Consider the following 22,919-nt stretch of genomic DNA (forward strand, 5'->3'; position numbering starts at 1 on the left):
CGGGAAGCCCTCAGCTCAGATGCTCTTCGCCCCGGGCGCGGGCCAGCTTGATCTGTTTCTGACGCTCGCGAAAGCGGGTGCGGTCGGCGTCGCTATACTCGTCCACGCAGTGCGGGCAGCTCACGCCCTCTTCATAGGCGGGATGGGATTTCGCATCCTCGGCCAAGGGGCGGCGGCAGGCATAGCAAAGGCCATAAGGGCCAGGTTTCAGCCCATGGCCCACGCTCACACGCTTGTCGAAGACAAAGCATTCGCCATCCCAGAGGCTTTGATCCTCCGGCACCTCCTCGAGGTATTTCAGGATCCCGCCCTGCAGGTGAAAGACGTCCCGAACCCCTTCGCCCAAAAGGTAGTTGGTCGATTTCTCACAGCGGATCCCCCCGGTGCAGAACATCGCCACGCGCTTGTTGTCAAAGCGGGCCTTGTTCTCCTCCCACCAGGCGGGGAAATCGCGGAAGCTCTCGGTTTTGGGGTCGATCGCGCCGCGGAATGTGCCGATCTCGACCTCGTAGTCATTGCGCGTGTCGATCACGACCACATCTTCGGCGCTGATCAGGTCGTTCCAGTCTTCTGGGGCCACATAGCGTCCCACGGCGGCGGTCGGGTCGACCTGGGGCTGGCCCATGGTTACGATCTCGCGCTTCAGGCGGACCTTCAACTTGCCAAAGGGCATCTCGGGCGCGTGGCTTTCCTTCCAGACCAGCGCTTCGCAGCCGGGCAGGGCGCGGATGGCGGCGAGGGCCGCGTCGATCCCGGCGCGCGGGCCTGCGATGGTGCCGTTGATCCCCTCGGGCGCCAGCAGCAGAGAACCTTTTACACCGCCCGCTTCGCACACGGCGCGCAGCCCCGGACGCAAGGCATCCGGTGTCTCAAAACGGGTAAAGTGATAGAGGGCGGCCACAACAAACATGGCGCGGGCTATACCGCCCCGCAGGAGGCTTTGCCAAGCTCCGCGGCTTGACGGACCCCAGCGGCTTTTCTACGCAGGATGCGGCTGAATTCGGAGAACCCCATGTCCCATGCGCTGATCGTAATCGATGTCCAGAACGATTTCTGTCCCGGAGGCGCGCTGGCGGTCGCAGAGGGGGATGCGATTGTGCCCGGGATCAACGGGTTGATGGCCGAGGCGGACGCGGTGGTGCTGACCCAGGACTGGCACCCGGCCGGGCACAGCTCCTTTGCGAGCCGTCATCCCGGCGCAGAGCCGTTCTCCCTGACCGAGATGCCCTACGGGCCGCAGGTTCTCTGGCCGGATCATTGCATTCAGGGCAGTGCCGGGGCGGGGTTCCATCCGGATCTCGCGGTGGATGCGGGCCAGATGGTCGTGCGCAAGGGGTTTCGGCCGGCGATCGACAGCTATTCGGCCTTTTTCGAGAATGATCACAAGACCCCCACGGGGCTCGAGGGTTACCTGCGCAGCCGTGAGATCACGGAGCTGACCATGGTCGGGCTCGCCACCGATTTTTGCGTGCAATACTCGGCGCTTGATGCGGCGCGGCTCGGGTTTGCAACTGCCGTGCGGCTCGATCTCTGCCGGGCGATTGATCTTGATGGCTCGCTGGCGGCTGCGCGAGACGCCATGCGGGCAGCGGGGGTGATCCTCTCCGAGGGCTGACATCACGAGGCTCCCATGCAGGAATTGTTAACTGTTGTTTGGGAAGAAGAAGGCTCAAGAACGCCCTGAACGGCGGAGCCCATGTTTCTACCTGCCCGTGAGACGCAGAATGCGCGTCAGAAATTCGAGGAGCGCGTCAGCGCGGATGGCCGTTTCGCGAGCTACGCGCGGGGCCGTCTGTCCTACTTCCTCGGTCGGCAGGTGCTCACCTTCATCGGGGCGGCGATTCTCGGATTTCTGGTCAGCCCGCAGCTGGGATTCGCGGCGCTTCTGGTGGCGCTTTTTGGCGAAGCGGTAGATTGCTTCACCCTGCGCGCCTTCGTGCGCCGTGGGAACTACGGAAGACGGGCGCAACAGGCCTCCATCGCGACGGCTGCGGTTCAGGCGACGACGATCTCGATCTGTGTCTGGCTTGGATGGTGTGCCACCTCGGGCCCGGAGGCCCGGTTTTTTGCTGTGGTCTATATGTGTGGCGCAGTAATCAATGCCGGGCTTGTCTATCCCTTCCACCGCCGCGCGACCGAGGCGCGGCTGGTTGTCTATATCTTTGCAATTGCGTCGCTTTTTGCGATGGATGGGCTCACGGGACGCGGCAGTCAAGGGCAGTTGATCTTTGATTTTCTCGCCACGCTCATGCTGGGCTACATGGCCTATACCTTCATCCGCTTCGTGTTGCGCAGCCATAACAAGCGGATCGTGATGGAACGGGATCTGATCCGACGACAGCACATGCTGGATCAATCCTTCCAGACCCTTGAGGCGCGGGCACGGGAGGCGCGCCAGCTCGCCATGGTCGCAGCCAATGCCAATGACAGCGTGATCGTGACGGACCGAGAGGGGCGGATCGAGTACACGAATGCGAGCTTTACGCGGGTGTCGGGCTACACCGCGGAGGAGGCTTTGGGCCAGCTGCCCGCCGACCTCTTGAACTCGCCGAATACCGATACCGAGGCGATCGCCGCGATCTTCAAGGCGCGGGATATTCATGAGCCTGTCCGGATGGAACTGATCAATCGCACCAAGAGTGGCGAGGATATCTGGGTCGAAACCAACATCACGCCCATGGTGGATGATGATGGCGTCGTGCAGGGCGAGGTCGCGATCGAACGTGATATCACCCAGGCCAAGCGACGGGAAAAAGAGCTCGCGGATGCCAAAACCGCAGCCGAAGAAGGGGCGCGCGCCAAGGCGCAATTCCTCGCCATGGTCAGCCATGAGATCCGCACACCGCTCAACGGGATTATCGGGATGTCCGATGTGCTGCTCTCCGGCAGCTTGCAGAAGGATCAGCGCGAGACGGTTCAGACGATCCTGTCCTCCGGTGAGGCGCTTTTGACGATCATCAATGACATTCTGGATCTGTCGAAGCTTGAGGCCGGCAAGATGGAGATCGAGACGATCCCCTTCGATTTGCGCGCACAGTTGCAAGGCGCCTTGGCTCTGGTTCACCCCTTGGCCGAGGAAAAAGGGTTGGCCCTGTCCTTGACCTTTGACGACTTGCCCGCCGATGAGTTTCTGGGCGATCCCGGGCGGGTGCGCCAGGTCTTCCTCAACCTCATGGGCAATGCGATCAAGTTCACCAAATCCGGCGGGGTGAGCGCCCGGGTCTCTATTGCGACCGGGCCACAAGGGGACGAGATCCGCATCGCAGTTCAGGATACGGGGATCGGCATCCCCGAAGATCGGCTCGCGCATATCTTTGCGGCCTTCGCCCAGGCAGACGGGGCCACAACACGTCACTTTGGCGGAACGGGCCTTGGGTTGGCCATTTCGCGGCAACTGGCGCGCCAGATGGGGGGCGATATCGATGTGACTTCGGCCCCGGGCCAAGGCTCCTGCTTCACCTTGCGGTTCCGCACGCAAGCGGCCGCATCGGCGCATAAGGCCGCCACCTGCAAGGCCACGGCCGGGATCGCCGGAATTCCGGCGGATATCCGGATCTTGGTGGCCGATGACAACCGGACAAACCGGCTGCTGCTGGGCAAGCTGCTGGACAAGGTCAAGCCGGGTCTGATTTTCGCGGTCGATGGGATCGAAGCAGTTGAAAAGTTCCGCTCCGAGGGGCCAGACCTGATCCTAATGGATATGTCCATGCCGCGCTGCGATGGAATCGAGGCCACGCGTTTGATCCGCGAGATCGAAGCGCTGGAACCGGCGCCGGCCGTGCCCATCCTCGCGCTGACGGCCAATGCTTTCGCCTCTGATCGCGACCGCTGCCTCGAAGCGGGGATGGATGGCTTTCTGACCAAGCCGATCCGCCGCCGGGATCTCTTCGCCGCTATTGCGGAGTTTGCACCGGATCAATCCCAGACGGATCGCGCCACGACTGCGCTGAAAACCGCCGCCCTCTAGCAACTTTGCGTCCTGCGGACAGATCGGGTATCACCGCTCTGGACGCCGCTCGTCGTGACTTGGCGTGCTTGCGGAGGAAGATGCGTGGTCGATATCGCGGAACGGGTCTACAACCACAATTGGAAGATCGACCCGATCATTCGGTCTCTGATCGACACCGATTTCTACAAACTGCTGATGTGCCAATCCGTGTTCCGCAACCGCCCGGACACCCGCGTGACCTTCAGTCTAATCAACCGCTCCAAAGATGTCCGTCTCGCCGAACTGATCGATGAGGGCGAATTGCGCGAGCAGCTGGATCACATCCGCTCACTCTCCCTCAGCCGCGGAGAATCCACCTGGCTGCGCGGCAACATGTTCTATGGCAAGCGTCAGATGTTCCGCTCGGATTTCATGGAGTGGTTCGAAGGGCTTAAACTCCCTCCGTATAACCTCACCAAGCGCGACGGCCAGTATGAGCTGACCTTCGAGGGTCAATGGCACGAGGTCATGTTGTGGGAGATCCCGGCCCTCTCGGTTCTCATGGAGCTGCGCTCCCGTGCGGTCCTGCACGACATGGGCAAGTTCGAATTGCAGGTCCTCTATGCCCGCGCCATGACCCGCCTATGGGAGAAGGTCGAGCGGCTGCGCGAGATCCCCGACCTCCGTCTTGCGGACTTCGGCACGCGGCGGCGCCACTCTTTCATGTGGCAGGACCGCTGCGTGCAGGCGATGATCGAAGGGTTGGGCGAGAAATTCGTTGGCACCTCCAACTGCCTGATCGCCATGCGCCGCGAGGTCGAGGCGATCGGGACAAATGCCCATGAGCTGCCGATGGTCTACTCCGCGCTGGCCAAGACCGATGCGGAGCTGCGGACTGCCCCCTATCAGGTGCTCGCCGATTGGCATGAAGAGCATGAGGGCAACCTGCGGATCATTCTGCCCGACACCTATGGCACCGAAAGCTTCCTGCGCGAGGCGCCGAATTGGCTGACCGGTTGGACAGGCATTCGCATCGACAGCGGGGATCCGGCGGCAGGCGCCGAGCGCGCCATCGCCTGGTGGAGGGATCGCGGTGAGGATCCAAGGGACAAGCTCATCATCTTTTCCGACGGTCTCGATGTGGACAAGATCGCCGAATTGCAGGCGCAGTTCACCGGCCGTGTGCGGGTCTCCTTCGGCTGGGGCACGCTGCTGACCAATGATTTTCGCAAGCTTGTGAGCGGGGACCGGCTCGCGCCCTTCTCGCTCGTCTGCAAGGCCGTGGCCGCGGATGGTCGCCCGACTGTCAAGCTGAGTGACAATCCGAACAAGGCCATGGGGCCGAAGGACGAGATTGCCCGGTACAAGCGGGTGTTCGACATGGGCGCGCAAGAAGCGCTCGACGTCATCGTCTGAAGCTCAGGAAGTCCTCGCCCGCGAGCACGGCCTCGGCGGCGCGCAAGGCCCGGGCCTTGTAAAGCGGTGATTTCGGATGCCCGGTCGGGTAGCGCGGCACCACCCAAGCCAAGGCGCAGAAACTGCGCAGCATCGACAACAGGGGCAGCGCGGCGCGTTCCTCATCCCCGAGCGGCGTGACCACCTCGTAGCCGCGCAGCACGGCATCGCGCAGATCCGGCAGCAACGGGTCATCAAGGCTCTGGGTGAGAGCCGTCGCAACATCGTAGAGCCGGTACCCGGGCCCGCAATCATCGAAATCGATCAGCGCAAGCCCATCTTGGGTCACCAGGACGTTTTCGCGCAGTGCGTCGCCATGGATGAGCGGAGCCAGCGCCGCATCCGGCAGGGCAAGCAAGCGCTCGCGCGCGAGATCCCGAGCCCGCAGGATCAATGACATCTCCGCCTCTGTCAGGATCGGGCTTTCCCAATACCGACCCCAGATCGGATCCGTCCCGGTCAATCCGTCCAGATCCCAGGCCGGGCGCTGGGCCGTGAGCGGGCCTTGGGGCAATGCCGCGTGCAGGCTGGCGAGGGCCGCGCCGAGCTTCTCGTAGAGGTCCAATGCATTGGGCGGCAAGGGGGCGTCCCCTTGCCCGAGTGCGTCCCCGTTCACCCAGGAAATCAGGCTGGCTACCGCTGATCCGGGCCCCTGCCAAAGCCATTCACCGTCTTTTGTCCGGTGCCCTCGCGGGCACGGAAACCCTGTCGCGGCAAGGGCATCGCAGAGCGCGAGCTCCGCCGCGATTTCCGCCGTTGTCTTGTAGCCCACCCGGTGCACGCGCAGAGCGGCGCGTGCGCCATCGGGCAACGTCACCGCGAAAACAGCGTTCTCCCGGTGGCTCAGCAACTCAGGCTCGCCCATGCAGCCCCAAGCTGCCTGAGCCTCCGTCGCGATTAATGCGGGCATGTGTCGAAACTCGCTTGCAAAATGTCCGCGAGCCGGTCCGCATGTTCGGGTGCAAAGGGCAGGGGCGGGCGGATCTTCAGGATGTGCATCTCTCGCCCGATCCGGTTGATCAGCACGCAGCGCTGTTTCGCCTCTTCGGTGATGGCCGCGGCCAGAGCCGGGTTCGGCGCACCGGTCTCATCGACCAACTCGATTGCGAAGGCCAGACCACGCCCCCGGATATCGGCGATGCCCGGGTGGGTCAGCCCCTTGAGCCGATCCAGCGTATAGGCGCCAACCCGGTCCGCGTTCTCGACCAGACCTTCGCCTTCGATCACGTCGAGCACCGCGTCCGCAGCCGCCATGGAAACCGGGTTGCCACCGAAGGTGTTGAAATAGCCAAACGCCTCGCGAAAGGCAGTCATGATCTCGGAACGGGCGATGGTTGCTGCAACCGGATGCCCGTTGCCCATGGACTTGCCGAGGGTGACGATATCCGGGGCAAACCCCAGCGCCTCATACCCCCAGAACACGTCGCCGAGACGTCCGAAGCCCGGCTGGATCTCATCGGCGATCACCAGGCCGCCCGAGCCGCGCAGCGCCTTGAGCGCCGGGTCGAGGAAGCCTTTGGGCAAGCAGGGCAGGCCCTCATTGGCAAAAATCGGGCAGAGGATCAGGGCGGCAACCCCATGCCCGCGGGCCTCCAGATCGGCTATGGCCTGCGCGATCTCTGCGCCGAAAGCCGCTGCCTGCGCCTCCGCGCTACCGCCCAGCGGGACGCGCGCATCGGGGGCAGGAACCAGTCGGACATGGTCGGGATAGCCCCCGATCGGCGGGCGTCGCGTGCTCAGCTGCGAAACTGCGGTGGTGTTGCCGTGATAGGTGTTATCCGTTGCGATCAACCCGCGCGCACCGGTCGCCGCCTGGGCCATGCGGAGGGCCACATCGACCGCCTCGGACCCGGTGCAAACCATGATCGCCTGATCCAGCCCGTGGCCCATCTTGCCCGTGAGCCGCTCGATATAGTTCAGCACTCCGTCATGCAGATAGCGCGTATGCGTGTTCAGCACGCCCGCCTGGCGCGCGATCGCGGCGACCACATGGGGGTGGCAATGGCCCACATGGGGCACGTTGTTGTAGCAGTCGAGATAGCGCCGCCCGCGCGCATCCCAGAGCCAGACCCCCTCGCCGCGCACGATATGCAGGGGCGGGTCGTAGAAAGTCGGGACGTTTGGCCCCATCAGCCGCGCGCGGCGCTCCAGCAGGTCTGTCATTCGCGGTCCTGCACGCGTCCGCGGAGCGCCTTGATCTGCCCGCGCTGGGTCTTGGCGTCGAGCCGCCGACGTTTCGAGCCGAGGGTCGGTTTGGTTGGAATGCGCCGGGTCGGCCGTTTCAGGGCATCGCGGATCAGTGCCGCGAGACGCTCCCGCGCGATCTCGCGGTTGCGGGCCTGACTGCGCGTGTCGTCCACCTGCAGGATCAGCGCGCCGTCCTTTGTCCAGCGCCGTCCGGCGAGCCGCTTGAGCCGCGCTTTCACCGGATCGGGGAGGTTCGGGCTGCGCGCGGCCTCGAACCGAAGCTCGACCGCCGTCGAGACCTTGTTGACGTTCTGACCGCCCGGCCCGGAGGATCGGATGAAAGTCTCCGTCATCTCCCAGTCCTGCAAGGTGATGGTCTCGCTGATCTGCAACATGGGGTGCTGTCTCGGTCGCTTGTCCCATGGTGATACACAAGCGCGCCGTCTCAGGCGAGGAGTTTCCCGGGCTCGACAGCGCAGGATTGGGCCACGGGCGAAAATCAGCCCTCAAGACAACGAAAGGGCCGCCCGGTTCGGGGCGGCCCAGCCGAAAGTTTCGGAGGTGGGGTCGGTTAGATGCGTTGCAATGCAACCGATCCGCTGGAGCGGTCATCACCGCCAAGGGCTGCCTCAGAAGCGCGCCACTCCAGTTGTCCCGACACCTCTCTCCAATACCTTTTTAGACACTGGATCACCTCCTTTCGATTGTTGAACCTAAGGAGATGCTGCCACAGATTTTGTGTTTGTCAAAACCTTTTATGCTAGGTTTGGGCGGACCTGCCGCAAAATGAGGCGGAAGGGGATGAGGGCGAGCAGAGCGAGGCTCAGCTTGACCATCCAGTCGGCCACCGCGAGCGACACCCAGAGCGGCACGACCGGTCCGATGCCCAGAAGCGGCAGCGCTTCGCCAGCCCAGGAGACGTCATTGCCGGGTTCGATCATGGTCAGGCTCGCGGAAAACGCGATGGTGAAGAAGATCGCCGTGTCGAGGGAGGAGCCAACAAGCGTCGAGGCCAGGGGCGCGCGCCACCAGGCGCCGCTGCGCAGCTTGTCGAACACCGCGATATCCACCAATTGCGCCGTCAGGAAGGCGAGGCCCGAGCCGATCGCGATCCGCAGGGTGACGAGGGGGCCGAACTCCCCATGGATCTGGCTGCCGATCAGGGAGCAGATCACGCCCACAGCGAACCCGATCACCACGACGCGGCGCGCGGCGGCGGTGCCGTAGATCCGGTTCATCAGATCGGTGACGAGAAAGGCGAGCGGATAAGTAAACGCGCCCCAGGTCAGCCATTGGCCGAAGAGGAATTGCACGAGGATATTGGAGGCGACGACAATGGCCGCCATGGCAAGGATGCCGGGCAGGTGGATGCGGGTCATGTATGTGGTCCGTTTTTACAAGGTCGCGGAGACTTGGCGCCCATGGGCGCGGAGGCCGCTCGGATAGCGCCTCGGGCGCGGCACTGCAAGCCTAGTCGAGCCGGTATTCCACGATCTGGTTGCGCAGGAAGAGATTGAAATTGTCATCCGCGACCATGGTCAGGCGCAGCCGACCCTCCGGATCGCGCCAGACCGCGAGCCCTTCGAGGTTCTCATGGGTGCCGGTCGGGGTCTCCAGCAGGGTCTCTTCGCGGGTGATGCGTCCTTCGGGCGCGATCTCGAACCGCCGCACCCGGGTTGAGAAAAACACGCCCCGCAAGGCCCGCTCCAGCAGGTAAAGATGTCCATCCGGGCCGAAATCCATGCCGACCACGAGGAAGTCGCCACGCCGGGGCAGGGCGAAGGGTGTGTCCCAGCGGCGCCCATCGAAGCGATAGACCGGAAACGGGCGGTCCAGTTTCCCGGAGCGCTCGGGCACCGTATAGACCCAGCCCCTTTCATCCGCCGCCAGCGCCTCAAGGCTGGAATTGCGCTGCAGGCTGTTGAAGACTGCCGGGTGGGGCAGGCGCGCCAGATGCCGACCCTCGGGGGAGAACCGCTCGATCCGCGCGAAGCCCTCGTAAGACACGAGCAGATCACCCTCCGGGGTCAGGGCGCTGCCTTCGGCATCCTGCAATCCCGGGCGGACGGGGCCGTCATCCCCGGTCTCTAACGGCATCACCGTGGTCAGGGTCACCTCACGCAGGTCGCCATTGGCCTCGCGCAGCATTTCGCCCCGCACAAAGAGGCCGCGATCCCCGATCGCGTGGAATTGGCGCCCGTCTTCGGTCACCGAGAGGGCCGACAACCCCCCGAACTCCGGATCCACATGGGTCAGCGTGATCACGCTCGACAGCTCCGCCGCCCCGGCCCCAAGTGCGAGGCAGGTGGCGAGCGCCGGCGCGATCAGCGCGAGGCGAGCACTTGCTGGCATTGCTGCGGCAGATCGGCCATGACGTAGTCGCGGGCATTGCGACGTTTCGGGGCGGGTTTCGCAGGTTTGGCCGGTTTCGCGGTCTTCTTCGGTGGCGCAAGCGCGTCGGTCACCCACCAGTTCAGGGTCGCATCACAGCCTGTGCCGCCCTTGGAGAGCTCCCGCACGCTGGGGGTCTGGGTCTTACAACCGCGCGCGCCGGAGGGGCATTTCAGCCGCACATGGAAATGGTAATGATGTCCCCAGAGCGGGCGGATCTTTTGCAGCCATTTCTTGTTGCCCTTGGCGGCGTTGCACATGGCGATCTTCGCCGGGGCGGTGACAAAGATCCGGTCCACGGCCGGGTCCTTGGCCGCCGCTTTGAGGATCTCCATATGTTGCGCGGTCCAGTTCCCGTTGACAGAGCGCTGATCCTTGGACCGCACGGAGATCGAGCTGATCTTCTCGCGCTCGGACCGGCTTAGGTTCAGGCGTTTGGGCGGCAGCATCCAGATGTCGATATCGAGCCCCATCTGGTGGCTTTGATGGCCCGAGGTCATGGGCCCGCCGCGCGGCTGGCTGATATCGCCAATATAGAGCCCCTTCCAGCCGGGCTGCCGCGCAGCGAAAGCGCTGAGCCGCTCGACGAACGCGATCGCATCGGGATGCCCCCAGTTGCGGTTGCGGCTCAGACGCATGGCCTGCCACGTGGGGCCGGTCTCACGCAGCTGCGTGCCGCCCGCGAGACAGCCCTTGGCATAGGTGCCAAAGGCCGCCGGGGCCTGACGCGAGCCGCTGGGTTTCGCCCCAAAGAGCGCGTTGGCCTTCTGTTGGGCCAAACTCGGGACGCTCAGGGTGGGCAGGGCAAGCGCTGCGCAGAGAAGAAGTCTGGAAAATACACGGATCATGGTCTGCTCATCTCAGGGTCCGGATGCACGAACCTTAGCAGAACGAGACCACAGAGGAAGAGGAGGATCAGCGAGATCAACCCAGCGCTCTGGGTGCCGCTGAGATCCGTTGCAATGGCGATGGTCAGGGGGGCGAGAAACGAGGTCGCCTTGCCTGCCAGCGCGTAGAGCCCGAACGCCTCGGTCATCCGCTCGGGATTGGCCTGGCGGACCATCATCGTCCGGCTTGCCGCTTGCACGGTGCCTCCCGCTGCGCCGATCAGCGCGCCGCAGATGTAAAAGAGGATATCGGGCAGCGAGGAGTCGGGCCCGACGGGCATGCCGAACACGACCTCGCGCGAGACCGATACGATCGTCACCCCCACCAGGGACAGCACGATGATCGACAGCACGATCACCGGTTTCGGGCCAAGGGCCTTGTCCGCGAACCCACCGAGATAGGCAAAGATTGCCCCGGTGATCGCAGCCATGATCCCGAAGACACCGATATCGATCACGCTCCAGCCCAGCACGCCGAGCGCGTAGATCCCCCCGAAGGTGTACATCCCGTTCAGCGCGTCGCGATAGAGCATGGAGGAGGCGAGATAGGCGCTCAGGCTTGGTTGCGATGGCAGGCTGCGCAAGGTGCGGCCGAGATCGCGCAGGCCCTTGAGGACGTTCGTGCGCTGGGGCTTGGCGGGCGGGGTCTCCCGCACCCAGAGGAAGAACGGGATCATGAAGATGACAAACCACAGGGCGGTGAAGGGCCCGACGCTGCGGGTGCCTTCGCGGGTCTCCGGATCGAGACCGAGCGCGGGGGGCTGGCCCAGCAGGGTCACGCCCGCCTCGTTCTCTGCCAGAAAGAGCAGCATGATCAGCAAAGCGACGACGCCCCCTGCATAGCCCACGGCCCAGCCGGTGCCCGAGATCCGCCCGATCTCTGCCGGTGGCCCCAGATCGGGCAGCATGGCGTTGGTGAAGATCGTGGCGAACTCCATCCCGATCAGCCCGAGGCCGAAGGCGATCAAGACGACCCAAACCAGATCCGTGCCCGGGGCCGCGAGCCACAGCGTGCTCGCCCCCGCCACATAGAGAATGGAAAACCCGATGATCCAGGGCATCCGCCGCCCGGCCTGATCCGCCAGGGACCCGAGGATGGGCGCCAGGAGCGCAATACTAAGCCCCGACAGGGTCAGCGCGTATCCCCAAAGCGCCTGGGCTTCGACCGGATCGCCGACCACCGTCGCGAAATAGGGTCCAAAGACAAAGGTCAGGAGCAGCGTGTTATAGGGCTGGCTGGCCCAATCGAACATCATCCAGCCGCGGATGCGTTTGCGTTCTGGTGTCATGGGGCCCTCCGACTTCGGCGCGATTAGGGCAGGCGCCCGGGCGAAGGGCAAGGGGCTTTGTCAGGCGCCAAGCTCCGGGGGCCAGGGCCGCTCCGCCTCGGCGGCGATCCAGCTCTCGACCCAGGCGGGCAGGGTCACAGGCGCATGGCCCGGTGCCAGCTCCGCCAGCAACCGCTCGGGCGCGACGATCCCCTCCTTGTCCGTCATGGCGGACCGGAAGACGGCCTGACTGGTCACGGTGCCGCGCACCATCATGATTTGCTCGATATAGACGAAGCGATTGTCCCAGCCGATGGTCCGCGTGCGCATCTCGATCCGGTCAAACATCCGCACCCGACGGCGATAGCGCACGACCGAGCCCGCAATGGTCAGCCCCCAGCGTTTCCGCCGCAGCAGTGCCAACAGGCCCACGCGCTGCCCCATGGGGATCCGCCCCATATCGAACAGCGTCAGCGTGCGGCCATTGTTCAGCTCCATCCACAGATCGATGTCCCAGGGCCAGCAGAGATGATGGCTCACATGGGTTTCGGTGGGCTGCAGAGGCGGCATGCGCCGGGCGCGCAGGACCTGATAGGCGAGGCGAAAGACGGGATACATCGGAGGACTCCTTTGGGCGGGAGGATGGCCCTCTTGACGTGCGCGTCAACCGTGACCCAACGTCCATGCCTTGCGCTGGGCGCGCCCGACGCATAGGTCTTGGAAAACCAGCGCGGAGACCCCAATGCAGTCGCTCTTTCAGATCCTCATGCTGATCCTTGATGTGGTGTGGTTCATCATCATCGTCCACATCATCATGAGCTGGCTCATCAACTTTCAGGTGCTCAATCTGCGCCAGCAACTTGTGGCACAGATCTGGTATGGGCTGGAGCGCTTGCTCGACCCGATCTACAGCCGGGTCCGGGCGATCTTGCCGAATATGGGAGGGCTCGATCTCGCGCCGCTCGTGGTGCTGATCGGCGTCTATGCCCTTCGGATCATCCTGACCAACAACATCGCGGCGTTTTACTGAGATATAGCGGTCGCGCCGCCTTGCCCCACGACAGGGAGTGTGGGATGCTCTGAAAAAAGAGCAGTCACCTCCTATCATGCCCGCAGCCGACGCCCTTCTGTCGTCCGTTTTTGGATTCTCCCAGTTTCGCCCCGGTCAGGCCGAGGTGGTCGAGGCGGTCTGTGCGGGCGAGGATGTTCTGGCCATTATGCCTACGGGCGGGGGCAAGTCCTTGTGTTTCCAGCTGCCCGCGCTTGCCCGCCCAGGCCTGACCGTGGTGATCTCGCCGCTGATCGCGTTGATGCGGGATCAGGTGCGTGGGTTGCGCGAGGCCGGGGTGGCCGCCGGGGCGCTGACCTCGGGCAATACGCCCGAAGAAACCGATGCGGTATTCGACGCGATCGAGGATGGCTCCCTCAAGATTCTCTACATGGCGCCGGAGCGTCTCGCCCATACGGGCACCCAGCGGCTTCTATCCCGGGCGGGCGTCGGGCTGATCGCCGTAGACGAGGCCCATTGCGTCAGTCAATGGGGGCATGATTTCCGGCCCGATTACCTGCGGATTGGCGAGCTGCGCCGCGCGCTCGATGTGCCGGTTGCGGCCTTCACAGCCACGGCGGATGCGGAAACCCGGGATGAGATCATTGCACGGCTCTTTCCCGGTGCCCCACCGCGGGTTTTTCTGCGGGGTTTTGATCGCCCGAATATCCATCTGGCCTTTGCGCCCAAGGACGGGCCGCGCCGCCAGATCCTCGACTTCGCCGGGGCGCGCAAAGGGCAATCGGGCATCGTCTATTGCGGGACCCGCGCCAAGACCGAGGGGCTCGCGCAAGCGCTCCGCGAGGCCGGGCACGCGGCTTGTCACTACCATGGCGGGATGGAGGCCGAGGATCGCCGCTACGTGGAGACCCGGTTTCAGCGCGAAGACAGTCTGATCGTCGTGGCGACCGTGGCCTTTGGCATGGGGATCGACAAGCCGGATATCCGCTGGGTCGCCCATGCGGATCTGCCCAAGAGCATTGAGGCCTATTATCAGGAAATTGGTCGCGCGGGCCGTGATGGCGCCCCGGCGGAAACGCTGACCCTGTTCGGGCCCGATGACATTCGCCTGCGGCGCAGTCAGATCGACGAAGGCCTCGCGCCGCCGGAGCGGAAGAATGCCGATCATGGCCGACTGAACGCGCTGCTCGGTCTGGCCGAGGCCTTGCGCTGTCGGCGTCAGAGCCTGCTGGCCTATTTCGGCGAGGAAAGCACGCCTTGCGGGGCCTGCGATCTTTGTGACCAGCCGCCGGATGTGTTCGACGGGACCGAGGCCGTGCGCAAGGCGCTGTCGGCGGCGCTGCGGACGGGCGAGAATTTCGGATCCGGCCATCTGATCGACATTCTGGTGGGAAATGCGACAGACAAGGTGCGTCAGCGCGGCCATGAAGACCTGCCGACCTTTGGGGTGGGGCGCGATCTGGACAAGCGGACCTGGCAGGGTGTGTTTCGGCAAATGATGGGTCATGATCTGGTGCGTCCGGATGTAGAACGCCACGGCGCGCTGGTGATGACGCAGGCCGCGCGACCCATCCTGCGCGGCGAGGCGCGCATCGATCTGCGCAAGGACACTCTGCGCAAGGCGGCGCAACGTCCGGCTGTTCGAGCGCTGGTTTCCGAGGAAGATGCGCCGATGCTGTCGGCGCTGAAGGCCAAGCGCCGCGCGCTGGCCGAGGCGGCTGGCGTGCCGGCTTATGTGATTTTCAATGATCGCAGTTTGATCGAAATGGCAGAGCGGCGCCCGACAACGCTCGATGCCTTCGCGCGGATCAGTGGGGTTGGCGCCAAGAAACTGGAGCGCTATGGGGCGGATTTCCTTGAGTTGATTTCCGGTGAGGTCACTGCGCCCGTCTCGCCCGCGCGGCGCAAACTGGCGGGGCGCTCCGCTGGAGAGACCTATGACAAGCTGCTCGAGGCCCAGGCGGATTTGATCCGCGGCCCCATGGGCACGGAAAAGCCCCTGACCTGTTCGGCCGCCGTGCTGTCTCGTGTGGCCGAAACGCGCCCCTCGGACAGTGATGGCCTGACGCAACTTCTCGGGGATCGCCGCGCCGAACGATTTGGAGCGGCGTTTCTCGAAGTGCTGCGCGAAACCTGATGCTGGACGGCGCTGCGGCGCTGACTAGATTGCTGTGAAACCGAGGATGGAGAGCGCCACATGTTGACTGTCATTTCCCCCGCGAAACGACTGGATTGGTCCGTGCCGACCCCGGCTGACGCAACGCTGCCCGCGTTCCAGGACAGTGCCGTGGCCTTGGTCGAAGTCGCGCGGCAGTTGACCCAAGGGGATCTGCAGAAGCTGATGGGATTGTCCAAAGACCTTGCGCGACTGAATGTGGAGCGTTTCGCGGCGTTTGAGCCGGAGGCGGCGACCGACACGGCGCGTCCGGCGGCTCTGGCCTTTGCCGGCGATACGTATGTTGGGCTGGAGGCGGGGAGTCTTTCCGAGGATGAGATGCGCTATGCCCAGGATCATCTGCGGATTCTTTCCGGGCTCTACGGGATCCTGCGTCCGCTGGACCTGATCCAAGCGTACCGATTGGAGATGGGCAGCCGCCTGAAAACGGAACGCGGCAAGACCCTCTATGCGTGGTGGGGCGACCGGATTGCCTTGGCGTTGAATGAGGCGGCGGCGCAGACCGGGAGTACAGCCATCGTCAATTGCGCGTCTCAGGAGTACTTCGGGGCCGTCGATCTGAAAGCGCTGAGCGTTCCGGTGCTCACGCCGGTCTTTCTCGAGGATCGCGATGGCGCGGTGAAGACCGTGAGCTTCTTTGCCAAGAAAGCCCGGGGCGCGATGGCGCGGTTCGTTGTCCAGAACCGCGTGACGGATCTGGAAGGGCTGCGGGAGTTTGAGATCGGCGGCTACGCGTTCGACCCGGACCGCAGTTCCGATGACAGTCCTGTCTTCGTGCGCCCCTACCCGGAGCCAGCGAAAAAGCCGAAGGCCAAGCAGGCAGCCTGAGCGTCAGTCATCGAGATGCAGGGGGAGGCGCCCCTCGGGCACAAGCTCCTCGATCCGGCCCATGATCTCTGCCTTTTTCAGCGGTTTGGTCAGGTAGTGGTCGAGCCCTGCGGCAAGGATGCGATCCGAATCGCCATCCATGGCATGGGCGGTCAAGGCAGTGATGGGCACCCGGGGCGCTGAGTTTTCTTCTTCCAGGGCTCGAATAGTGCGGGTGGCCTCCATCCCGTCCATCTTGGGCATGGAGATATCCATGAAAATCATGTCCGGGCGTTCGTCCTGATAGGCCGCCACAGCCTCCTCGCCATTATTGGCAAAGCGCAGGTCGATATTCAGGGTCTTCACCATCTTGCGGAAGACCAGCTGGTTCGTCTTGTTGTCCTCGGCCGCCAGGATGCTGATTTTACGGGGGGCATCTGTGGCCGGAGTGGGGGGCGCAGGTTCCGTCGGGGCTATGGTCGGCTGCGCAACCGGTTCCGGCGCCGGTTCGGGCGTTGGCGCCAGCGGCACCACGTTGGACGCAGGCGTGGCTGCCGGAGGCGCCGGTGTCTCGGCGGCGGGCGCGGCAGGGGCTGGGCTGGGAGCGGCGGTCTCCTCCGCCAGCTTGGCGCGGCGGCGTGCAGACATGAAGGGACCGGGCTCAATCACCGGTGTCGTTTGCTCTGTCTCAAGCGGTTGCGCAGCAGCCGCAACTGCGGGAGCCTCGACCTGGACCGGGGCGGCAGTCGGACTGGTCTCAGCCAACGAAGGAGAGGCAAGCGGCTCCGCGGCCACGGGTTCCGGCGCAGCCGTGGGTGCTTCGGGTTTCGCAAGCGCGTTCAGTGCCGCATAGAGATCCGCGCGCATGACCGGTTTGCTGAGCGTTGCCTGGAACATATCCTTATCGTCGGAATTGAGCTGCCCCATCATGGCGGAGCTCAGCAGGATCACCGGCGGGCCGTTGGGGCGCTCTCGCAATTGCCGGGCAAGGTCGCTGCCCGAGAGGCCGGGCAAGACCAGATCCGTGAGGACGGCGTCGATATCCTGATGACCGTCAAGATATTCCAGCGCCTGCTCCACCGAATTGGCAACGGACACGGAGACGCCCAGTGGGGCCAACTGCCGCTCGAGGATCGAGCGGTTGATCTCGGTCTCATCCACGATCAGCACACGGCGCAGATCCGACGTAATGGCGAGCGGTGTCTCGCCGTCTTCTTCATTGAGCGGCAGGGTAATCCGGAAGGAGAAGCAGGAGCCTTCACCCAGCTCGGAATCCACCCAGATCTCCCCCCCCATCAGCTCGATCAGCTGGCGAGTGATGGCAAGGCCGAGGCCCGTGCCCTCAAAGGCGCGGTTGCGTTCGTCTTCGGCCTGATTGAACTCACCGAAGATGTGATCGATCATATCGGGTGCAATGCCGATCCCGGTGTCTTCGATGCTGATGATGATCTCTTGCGCGCCGTTCTCCGGCGGCATGCCGATCACCCGCAGGAGCACATGGCCTTCGAGGGTGAACTTGACCGCGTTGCCGACGAGGTTCGTCATCACCTGGCGCAACCGGCCCTGATCCCCGATGAACTTGCTGGGCAGGAAGATGTCGTAGTCGAGCACCAGATCGACGCTCTTTTCCTGGGCGGTGGGCTTGGCGAGCATGACCACGTCATGCATCAGATGCTCCAGATCGATCGGACCCGGATGCAGCTGCAGCTTCTCGGCCTCCATCTTGGAGTAGTCGAGCACGTCATTGATGATCACCAGCAGGGCTTCGCCGGATTTGCGGATCGTCTCGACATAAAGCAGCTGCTCTTCGTCGAGCGGGCTGTCGCAGAGCAGCTCGGCCATGCCGACGACCCCGTTCATCGGGGTGCGCAGCTCGTGGGTCATATTCGCGAGGAAGGCGGACTTCGCCCGGTTGGCGGCCTCCGCCCGGGTCCGCGCGATCGTCAGATCCTTTTCCCGGCGGATCGTGTCGGTGATGTTGAGGCACAGGCTGACGATGTCGCCATCATCGCCCCGCCGCTCGACCAGCTTGATGGAATAGCCATTCCAGAGCCGGACCACAGCCGGTTCGATCTGGCTGCCATTCCAGCGGTTTTGCATCATGGCGCACCAATCCGCGCGGCTGAGCCCTTCGGTGTCGATGATGCCTTCTTCGACGCAGAGCTTCAGCAGATCGGTGTATTCCGCGCCGGGCGCCACAGCCTCGATCCCGTCAAAAACCGACATATAGGCCGGGTTCGCCAGCACGAGCCGCCGCGAAGAATCAAACACCGCAAAGCCGTCTTCGATGGTCTCGAACGAGGTCCAGAGCCGTTGTTCGGCCCGGCGGAGATCCGAGCGGACCTGGAAGTTCTCGTCCTTCAGTTCTTCCGCATGGTGGCGTTGCTCGACGATCTTGTCGGAGAGCGTAAACGCATGTTTTGAAAGCTTTTCATTGGCAGCGAAGAGCTCTTCCTGTTTCTGTGCGAGCAGCCTCTCAGCGGTCAAACGCGCACGGCGTTCAGCAGCGAGTTTGTGCTCGATCTCGGCGATTTGCATGCGCGACGTCCTGCTTGGTCCCCTTGGCCGCGCGGCTTAATCTCCGCGCGGTCCCGGGTGACACTGGACGCAATTGGTGAATCTCAGCTTAAAGCGCCTCAAGCGCCAGTGCGATACCTTGTCCGCCGCCGATGCACATGGTCACCAGTGCACGGGTCCCTCCGCTGCGTTCCAACTCGTAGAGCGCTTTGATCGCGAGGATGGCACCGGTGGCTCCCACCGGATGGCCGAGGGCGATGGCACCACCATTCGGATTGACCTTGGCCGGATCGAGCCCGAGCCCCTTGTTCACCGCGAGCGCCTGGGCCGCGAAAGCCTCATTGCTTTCGATGACGTCGAAATCTTCGACCGAGAGACCGGTCCGTGCGAGCAACGCCTCAACCGCGGGCACGGGGCCGATGCCCATCACCTCGGGGCGGACACCCGCATGCGCGTAGCCCAGCACGCGCGCACGGGGTTTCAGCCCCGCAGCCTCCGCGGCGGAGGCTTGCGCGAGGACCAGAGCCGCGGCCCCGTCATTGATGCCGGAGGCATTGCCCGCTGTCACGGTGCCGTCCTTCTGGAACACCGTGCGCAAGCCCGCCAAGGCCTCGGCTGTGGTGGGCTTGAGATGCTCATCGCGCTGAAACTCCACCATCTCGCGCTTCACTTTCACGGGCACCGGCGTGATCTGGCTGTCGAAATAGCCTGCTTTCTGGGCGGCGGCAGCACGGGTCTGGCTGTCCAGGGCAAAGGCGTCCTGATCCGCGCGAGAGATGTCATGCTCGGCGGCGACGTTCTCGGCGGTCACGCCCATATGGCCGGTCCCGAAGGGGCAGTTTAACGCGCCCAGCATCATGTCTTGCGATCCGGTATCGCCCATCTTCTGCCCCCAACGGGTGGCGGGAAGGATATAGGGCGCGCGGCTCATGCTTTCCGCCCCGCCGGCCAGACCGAATTGCGCGTCCCCAAGCATCAGCGCCTGGATCACCGAGACCAGCGCTTGCGCGCCGGAGCCGCAGAGCCGGTTCACATTCATGGCAGGTGTCGTGTCCGGCACCCCCGCTTCCATCGCGGCCACGCGCGAGAGGTACATATCCCGGGGCTCTGTGTTGATCACATGGCCATAGGCCACATGGCCGATCTGGCCGCCCTCGACCCCGGAGCGCTCCAGCGCGGCCTTGGCCACGGTCGCGCCGAGCGCGATGGGCGGCACCGATGCGAGGCTGCCTCCGAAGGTGCCGATGGCGGTGCGAGCGCCGTCCAAAATGACGATATCCTGAGCTGCGGACATGATGATCCTCCCCTGCGCGAAACTGCGTTGCGCCATTGGTGGCAAGTCCGGGCCAGTGGATCAAGAGACGCCCCAGCGTCACATCCGGCGGGGAAGCTCGGCCTAGCCCTCGCCGGTCTGCGTGAGGCGAGACAATTGTCGCTGGAGGGCGGCGGCATCGGTCCCGAGCTGGGAGAGCACCTCGGCCTGATAGGCATTGGCCACCTCTGCAAGCTCGACCATCATGGCACGTCCTTTCTCGGTCAGGGTCAGATCCACAAGCCGCTTGTCTGACTCGGAGCGGAACTTGGTCAGATAGCCCGCCGCCTCCAGCCGGGCCGCGGCACGGGAGACCTTGGATTTGTCCATATCCACCCGCTCATGGATCTCGCGCACGCTCACCGTGCCCGATTGGCTGAGATGGGCGACCACACGCCATTCGGCGACACTGATCCCGAAGCGTTCTCGGTACCGTCGCGCAAATTGCCGGCTGAGCCGTCCGGCGGCGACATTGAACTGATAGGGGAGGAACGTATCGAGGTTGAAGTCGGTCTTGGTCAAAGGGCCTCCGGCGGGGCGGCTGCGGGGGGCGATCCCGAGAGGGCAGAGACTCGCCCGGGGTCGCGAAACTGTCTTAGCACAAGCTGGCGTGCTTTTCTGTGACGCATCAAACCATAGCGAGGCCCGAAGAGGGAAGCCCAAGCGCGCTGGCGGGCTTTGGGCGGGAAGACGCTCGCGCGGGATCTTATGTGCAGGACCCCGATGACAGGCCGCGGGGGCTGAAGGGATCTGTGCGACAGGGGGCGCTTGAGACGCGTGATCTTTGCCCAGCAGCCGCACATCCCGGCGCGCGCTCTGTGTGCCGCAGACCAGTCTCGACCACGGCGGCTGCCTGGATTTCACGGCAATTGTTCTGGCGGGGCGGAGAGATCATTTGGTCGGGCTGAGAGGATTCGAACCTCCGACCCCCTGCTCCCGAAGCAGGTGCGCTACCAGGCTGCGCTACAGCCCGACCGAATGGCGGGGAGGTACCCGTTTCATCCCATGGATGCAAGCGGCCATCCGCCGCGCCCGGCGAAAAAACCTCGTATCTCGCCACGCAAGCCGAGAGGCTGGTCGAGACCGCAGGACCTCGCTACACACACGGGCAAGATGACCTTTTCCAGCCGCCTCACCTACCTGATCAGCTTCGCGCCGATCTACCTGTTTCTCAAGCTCGCGCGGCTTGTCCCGTTTCGACGGCGGGTGGCGCTGGGCGGGGCGCTGGCGAGTTTCGCTCTGCGGCGATTCCCGCCCGCCCGGGCGCGGGTGATGTCCAATCTCGGGCGGATCCGACCGGACCTGAGCGAGGCCGACGCCCTCGCGCTCTGCGCGCGGATCGGGCGGCAGCTGGGACGGACCCTGACGGAGATTCTCTTTGGGGAAGAGCATCAGTCCCGGCATCTGGCCTTTCGTGTCTCGGGCCCCGGGCTGGCCGCGATCGAGGCCGCCCATGCGGAGGGCAAGCCGATCCTTCTGGTCAGTGCTCATTTCGGGCAATGGGATGCGGCGCGGATCCATTTGCGCGATGCGCTGGGGGTTGAGGTGGGGGCGCTCTACCGCCCGAATAACAACCCCTATTACGAGCCCTATCTGGCGGCGGGGGCCGCAGCCTCGGGCACGCCGCTGGTGCCCAAGGGCAATGACGGGTTCCGCATGCTCTTGCGCCACCTGAAGGGCGGCGGGGCTTTTGCGATCATGGCCGATCAATACCATTCCGGGGGTGAGGTGCTGCCGTTTCTCGGGGCGGATGCCAAGACCGCGCTGACCCCGGCGGAGCTGGCGATCCGCTACAAGGCGCCGCTGGTGCCTTGTTTCGGGATCCGCCGGGACGCGGAAGAGGCGATCGACGTGATCTTCGAGGAGCCGATTCCCGTCGCCGCCCCCGAGGTAATGATGACCGAGTTCAACAATCGCGCCACCGCCCGGATCGAAGCCGATCCGGACCAGTGGCTCTGGCCCCATCGCCGCTGGAAGGGGCTTGAGAAGCGCTAGTTGCCCGGCCGGGCGTCGTCCTCCGGCGCGCCAATATCGGGCTTGGCGCTGTCCGGCAGAAGCGGGCTGACCCGGGGCAGGGTCGCGGTCTCGGGCGGGGTCCGCGTGCGCAGGACGGGCTTGTTGTCCGAGACGCTCTGGCGGCTTTCCCGGGCCACGATATAGATCCCCGAGGCGATGATGATCCCCGCTCCGATGGCCGTGGCGGCATCGAGGCTCTCACCAAAGAGCACATAGCCAAAGGCCGAGGCCCAGAGGATCTGGGAATATTGCATGGGCGCGATGATCGCCGCCTCGCCCGCGCGATAGGCACTGATCAGGCAGAGATTCGCGACAAACCCGAGGAGCGCCATCACACCGACCGCCGCCATATCGCCCAGGGGCATGGGACGGTAGGTGAAGGGCATGAAGGCCGCCATGAGCACGAAGTTCGCCACCATCGGGTAGAGCAGCAGGACGACCGAGCGTTCCTCCCGCCCGATCTTGCGCACGATGACCGAGGCCGTCGCCCCGCCCACCGCTGCCGTCAGCGCCGCGATATGGCCGAGCGTGATCTCGGTCGCGCCGGGGCGCAGGACAATGACCACACCGATCAGGCCCGCGATCACAGCCAGCCAGCGGCGCAAGCGCACGGTCTCGCCGAGGATCGGGATCGACAGAACCGTGATCAGGAGCGGCGAGGCGAAGAGGATCGCGTAAGTCTGCGCCAGGGGCAGAACGCTGAAAGCGTAAAACGCCGTGATCCCGGTGATGACCGCCGCCACGGTCCGCGTCGCAATCCACCAGGGGTGGCGCGGTTTCAGCGTGCCGACATTGGTGTCACGCATCATCATCACCGTGGTCAGCGGAAAGCTGAACAGCACGCCAAAGAACATGATCTGGAAGGGCGCGTAGCTGCTGCCGAGGCTTTTGACGACCACGTCATGGACGGCGAAGAAGGCAAAGGCAGAGAGGCCGAGCAGGGCGCCTCGGAGGTTTGGGGACAGT

The 22,919-nt window shown here is 64.4% G+C and carries 20 protein-coding genes and 1 tRNA gene; 7 read left to right on the plus strand and 14 right to left on the minus strand.

Annotated features, from left to right (window positions below):
* Window positions 1-10 precede the first annotated feature (10 nt).
* Complete coding sequence (locus tag ACP153_RS15435) at window positions 11-910, minus strand: rhodanese-related sulfurtransferase (RefSeq protein ID WP_424971908.1); 900 nt, start codon at window positions 908-910, stop codon at window positions 11-13.
* A gap of 102 nt (window positions 911-1,012) precedes the next feature.
* Between ACP153_RS15435 and pncA the strand changes: the two genes are divergently transcribed.
* The 3 genes from pncA to pncB all read left to right on the plus strand — a co-directional run bounded on the left by pncA (window position 1,013) and on the right by pncB (window position 5,344).
* Window positions 1,013-1,615 (plus strand): bifunctional nicotinamidase/pyrazinamidase, encoded by a 603-nt coding sequence (gene pncA / locus ACP153_RS15440; protein ID WP_424972055.1) that lies wholly within the window; start codon window positions 1,013-1,015, stop codon window positions 1,613-1,615.
* 81 nt (window positions 1,616-1,696) lie between these two features.
* Window positions 1,697-3,967 carry an ATP-binding protein gene (locus tag ACP153_RS15445; RefSeq protein WP_424971909.1) on the plus strand — a complete coding sequence of 757 codons (2,271 nt, stop codon included), beginning with the start codon at window positions 1,697-1,699 and terminating at the stop codon, window positions 3,965-3,967.
* Between the two features lie 84 nt (window positions 3,968-4,051).
* Window positions 4,052-5,344 (plus strand): nicotinate phosphoribosyltransferase, encoded by a 1,293-nt coding sequence (gene pncB / locus ACP153_RS15450; RefSeq protein ID WP_424971910.1) that lies wholly within the window; start codon window positions 4,052-4,054, stop codon window positions 5,342-5,344.
* Here pncB and ACP153_RS15455 read toward each other — a convergent pair.
* The 8 genes from ACP153_RS15455 to ACP153_RS15490 all read right to left on the minus strand — a co-directional run bounded on the left by ACP153_RS15455 (window position 5,334) and on the right by ACP153_RS15490 (window position 12,734).
* Complete coding sequence (locus tag ACP153_RS15455; protein WP_424971911.1) at window positions 5,334-6,293, minus strand: phosphotransferase enzyme family protein; 960 nt, start codon at window positions 6,291-6,293, stop codon at window positions 5,334-5,336. The two genes, pncB and ACP153_RS15455, sit on opposite strands and share 11 nt — an antisense overlap.
* Window positions 6,281-7,546: an aspartate aminotransferase family protein gene (locus ACP153_RS15460; RefSeq protein WP_424971912.1), complete on the minus strand. Its 1,266-nt coding sequence runs from the start codon at window positions 7,544-7,546 to the stop codon at window positions 6,281-6,283. Before ACP153_RS15460 ends, ACP153_RS15455 begins: the two co-directional genes overlap by 13 nt.
* On the minus strand, window positions 7,543-7,965 hold the full coding sequence (gene arfB / locus ACP153_RS15465) for an alternative ribosome rescue aminoacyl-tRNA hydrolase ArfB (RefSeq protein ID WP_424971913.1): 423 nt from the start codon (window positions 7,963-7,965) through the stop codon (window positions 7,543-7,545). The genes ACP153_RS15460 and arfB overlap by 4 nt, the downstream gene beginning before the upstream one ends.
* A gap of 360 nt (window positions 7,966-8,325) precedes the next feature.
* Window positions 8,326-8,949 (minus strand): queuosine precursor transporter, encoded by a 624-nt coding sequence (locus tag ACP153_RS15470; RefSeq protein ID WP_424971914.1) that lies wholly within the window; start codon window positions 8,947-8,949, stop codon window positions 8,326-8,328.
* 91 nt (window positions 8,950-9,040) lie between these two features.
* Window positions 9,041-9,922, minus strand: a complete 882-nt coding sequence (locus tag ACP153_RS15475; protein WP_424971915.1) for an esterase-like activity of phytase family protein — start codon at window positions 9,920-9,922, stop codon at window positions 9,041-9,043.
* On the minus strand, window positions 9,895-10,809 hold the full coding sequence (mepA, locus tag ACP153_RS15480; protein ID WP_424971916.1) for a penicillin-insensitive murein endopeptidase: 915 nt from the start codon (window positions 10,807-10,809) through the stop codon (window positions 9,895-9,897). The genes ACP153_RS15475 and mepA overlap by 28 nt, the downstream gene beginning before the upstream one ends.
* A complete protein-coding gene (locus ACP153_RS15485; RefSeq protein WP_424971917.1) occupies window positions 10,806-12,137 on the minus strand; it encodes an MFS transporter in 1,332 nt (443 codons plus the stop codon). The genes mepA and ACP153_RS15485 overlap by 4 nt, the downstream gene beginning before the upstream one ends.
* Before the next feature lie 60 nt (window positions 12,138-12,197).
* The gene (locus tag ACP153_RS15490) at window positions 12,198-12,734 is read right to left on the minus strand and encodes an acyl-CoA thioesterase (RefSeq protein WP_424971918.1); all 537 of its coding nucleotides are present in this window, start codon (window positions 12,732-12,734) and stop codon (window positions 12,198-12,200) included.
* A gap of 124 nt (window positions 12,735-12,858) precedes the next feature.
* On the opposite strand from ACP153_RS15490, the gene ACP153_RS15495 reads away from it, so the two are divergent.
* From ACP153_RS15495 to yaaA, 3 genes are all read left to right on the plus strand, one after another.
* Window positions 12,859-13,146: a YggT family protein gene (locus tag ACP153_RS15495; protein ID WP_424971919.1), complete on the plus strand. Its 288-nt coding sequence runs from the start codon at window positions 12,859-12,861 to the stop codon at window positions 13,144-13,146.
* A gap of 76 nt (window positions 13,147-13,222) precedes the next feature.
* The gene (recQ, locus tag ACP153_RS15500) at window positions 13,223-15,262 is read left to right on the plus strand and encodes a DNA helicase RecQ (RefSeq protein ID WP_424971920.1); all 2,040 of its coding nucleotides are present in this window, start codon (window positions 13,223-13,225) and stop codon (window positions 15,260-15,262) included.
* Between the two features lie 60 nt (window positions 15,263-15,322).
* The gene (gene yaaA, locus ACP153_RS15505; protein WP_424971921.1) at window positions 15,323-16,129 is read left to right on the plus strand and encodes a peroxide stress protein YaaA; all 807 of its coding nucleotides are present in this window, start codon (window positions 15,323-15,325) and stop codon (window positions 16,127-16,129) included.
* 3 nt (window positions 16,130-16,132) lie between these two features.
* On the opposite strand, the gene ACP153_RS15510 is transcribed toward yaaA, so the two are convergent.
* The 4 genes from ACP153_RS15510 to ACP153_RS15525 form a co-directional block, all read right to left on the minus strand.
* Complete coding sequence (locus tag ACP153_RS15510) at window positions 16,133-18,646, minus strand: response regulator (protein ID WP_424971922.1); 2,514 nt, start codon at window positions 18,644-18,646, stop codon at window positions 16,133-16,135.
* 88 nt (window positions 18,647-18,734) lie between these two features.
* Window positions 18,735-19,919 (minus strand): acetyl-CoA C-acyltransferase family protein, encoded by a 1,185-nt coding sequence (locus ACP153_RS15515; protein ID WP_424971923.1) that lies wholly within the window; start codon window positions 19,917-19,919, stop codon window positions 18,735-18,737.
* Between the two features lie 102 nt (window positions 19,920-20,021).
* Window positions 20,022-20,459, minus strand: coding sequence for a MarR family winged helix-turn-helix transcriptional regulator (locus ACP153_RS15520; protein WP_424971924.1), 438 nt, complete (start codon window positions 20,457-20,459; stop codon window positions 20,022-20,024).
* Window positions 20,460-20,833: 374 nt separating this feature from the next.
* Window positions 20,834-20,910 (minus strand) — tRNA-Pro (locus ACP153_RS15525).
* 140 nt (window positions 20,911-21,050) lie between these two features.
* Here ACP153_RS15525 and ACP153_RS15530 point away from each other — a divergent pair.
* On the plus strand, window positions 21,051-21,932 hold the full coding sequence (locus ACP153_RS15530; RefSeq protein ID WP_424971925.1) for a lysophospholipid acyltransferase family protein: 882 nt from the start codon (window positions 21,051-21,053) through the stop codon (window positions 21,930-21,932).
* On the opposite strand, the gene ACP153_RS15535 is transcribed toward ACP153_RS15530, so the two are convergent.
* On the minus strand, window positions 21,929-22,918 hold the full coding sequence (locus tag ACP153_RS15535) for a DMT family transporter (protein WP_424972056.1): 990 nt from the start codon (window positions 22,916-22,918) through the stop codon (window positions 21,929-21,931). The genes ACP153_RS15530 and ACP153_RS15535 overlap by 4 nt on opposite strands.
* Window position 22,919 lies beyond the last annotated feature (1 nt).

Source organism: Dinoroseobacter sp. S76 (genome assembly GCF_049801095.1).
Lineage (GTDB): Bacteria > Pseudomonadota > Alphaproteobacteria > Rhodobacterales > Rhodobacteraceae > Dinoroseobacter.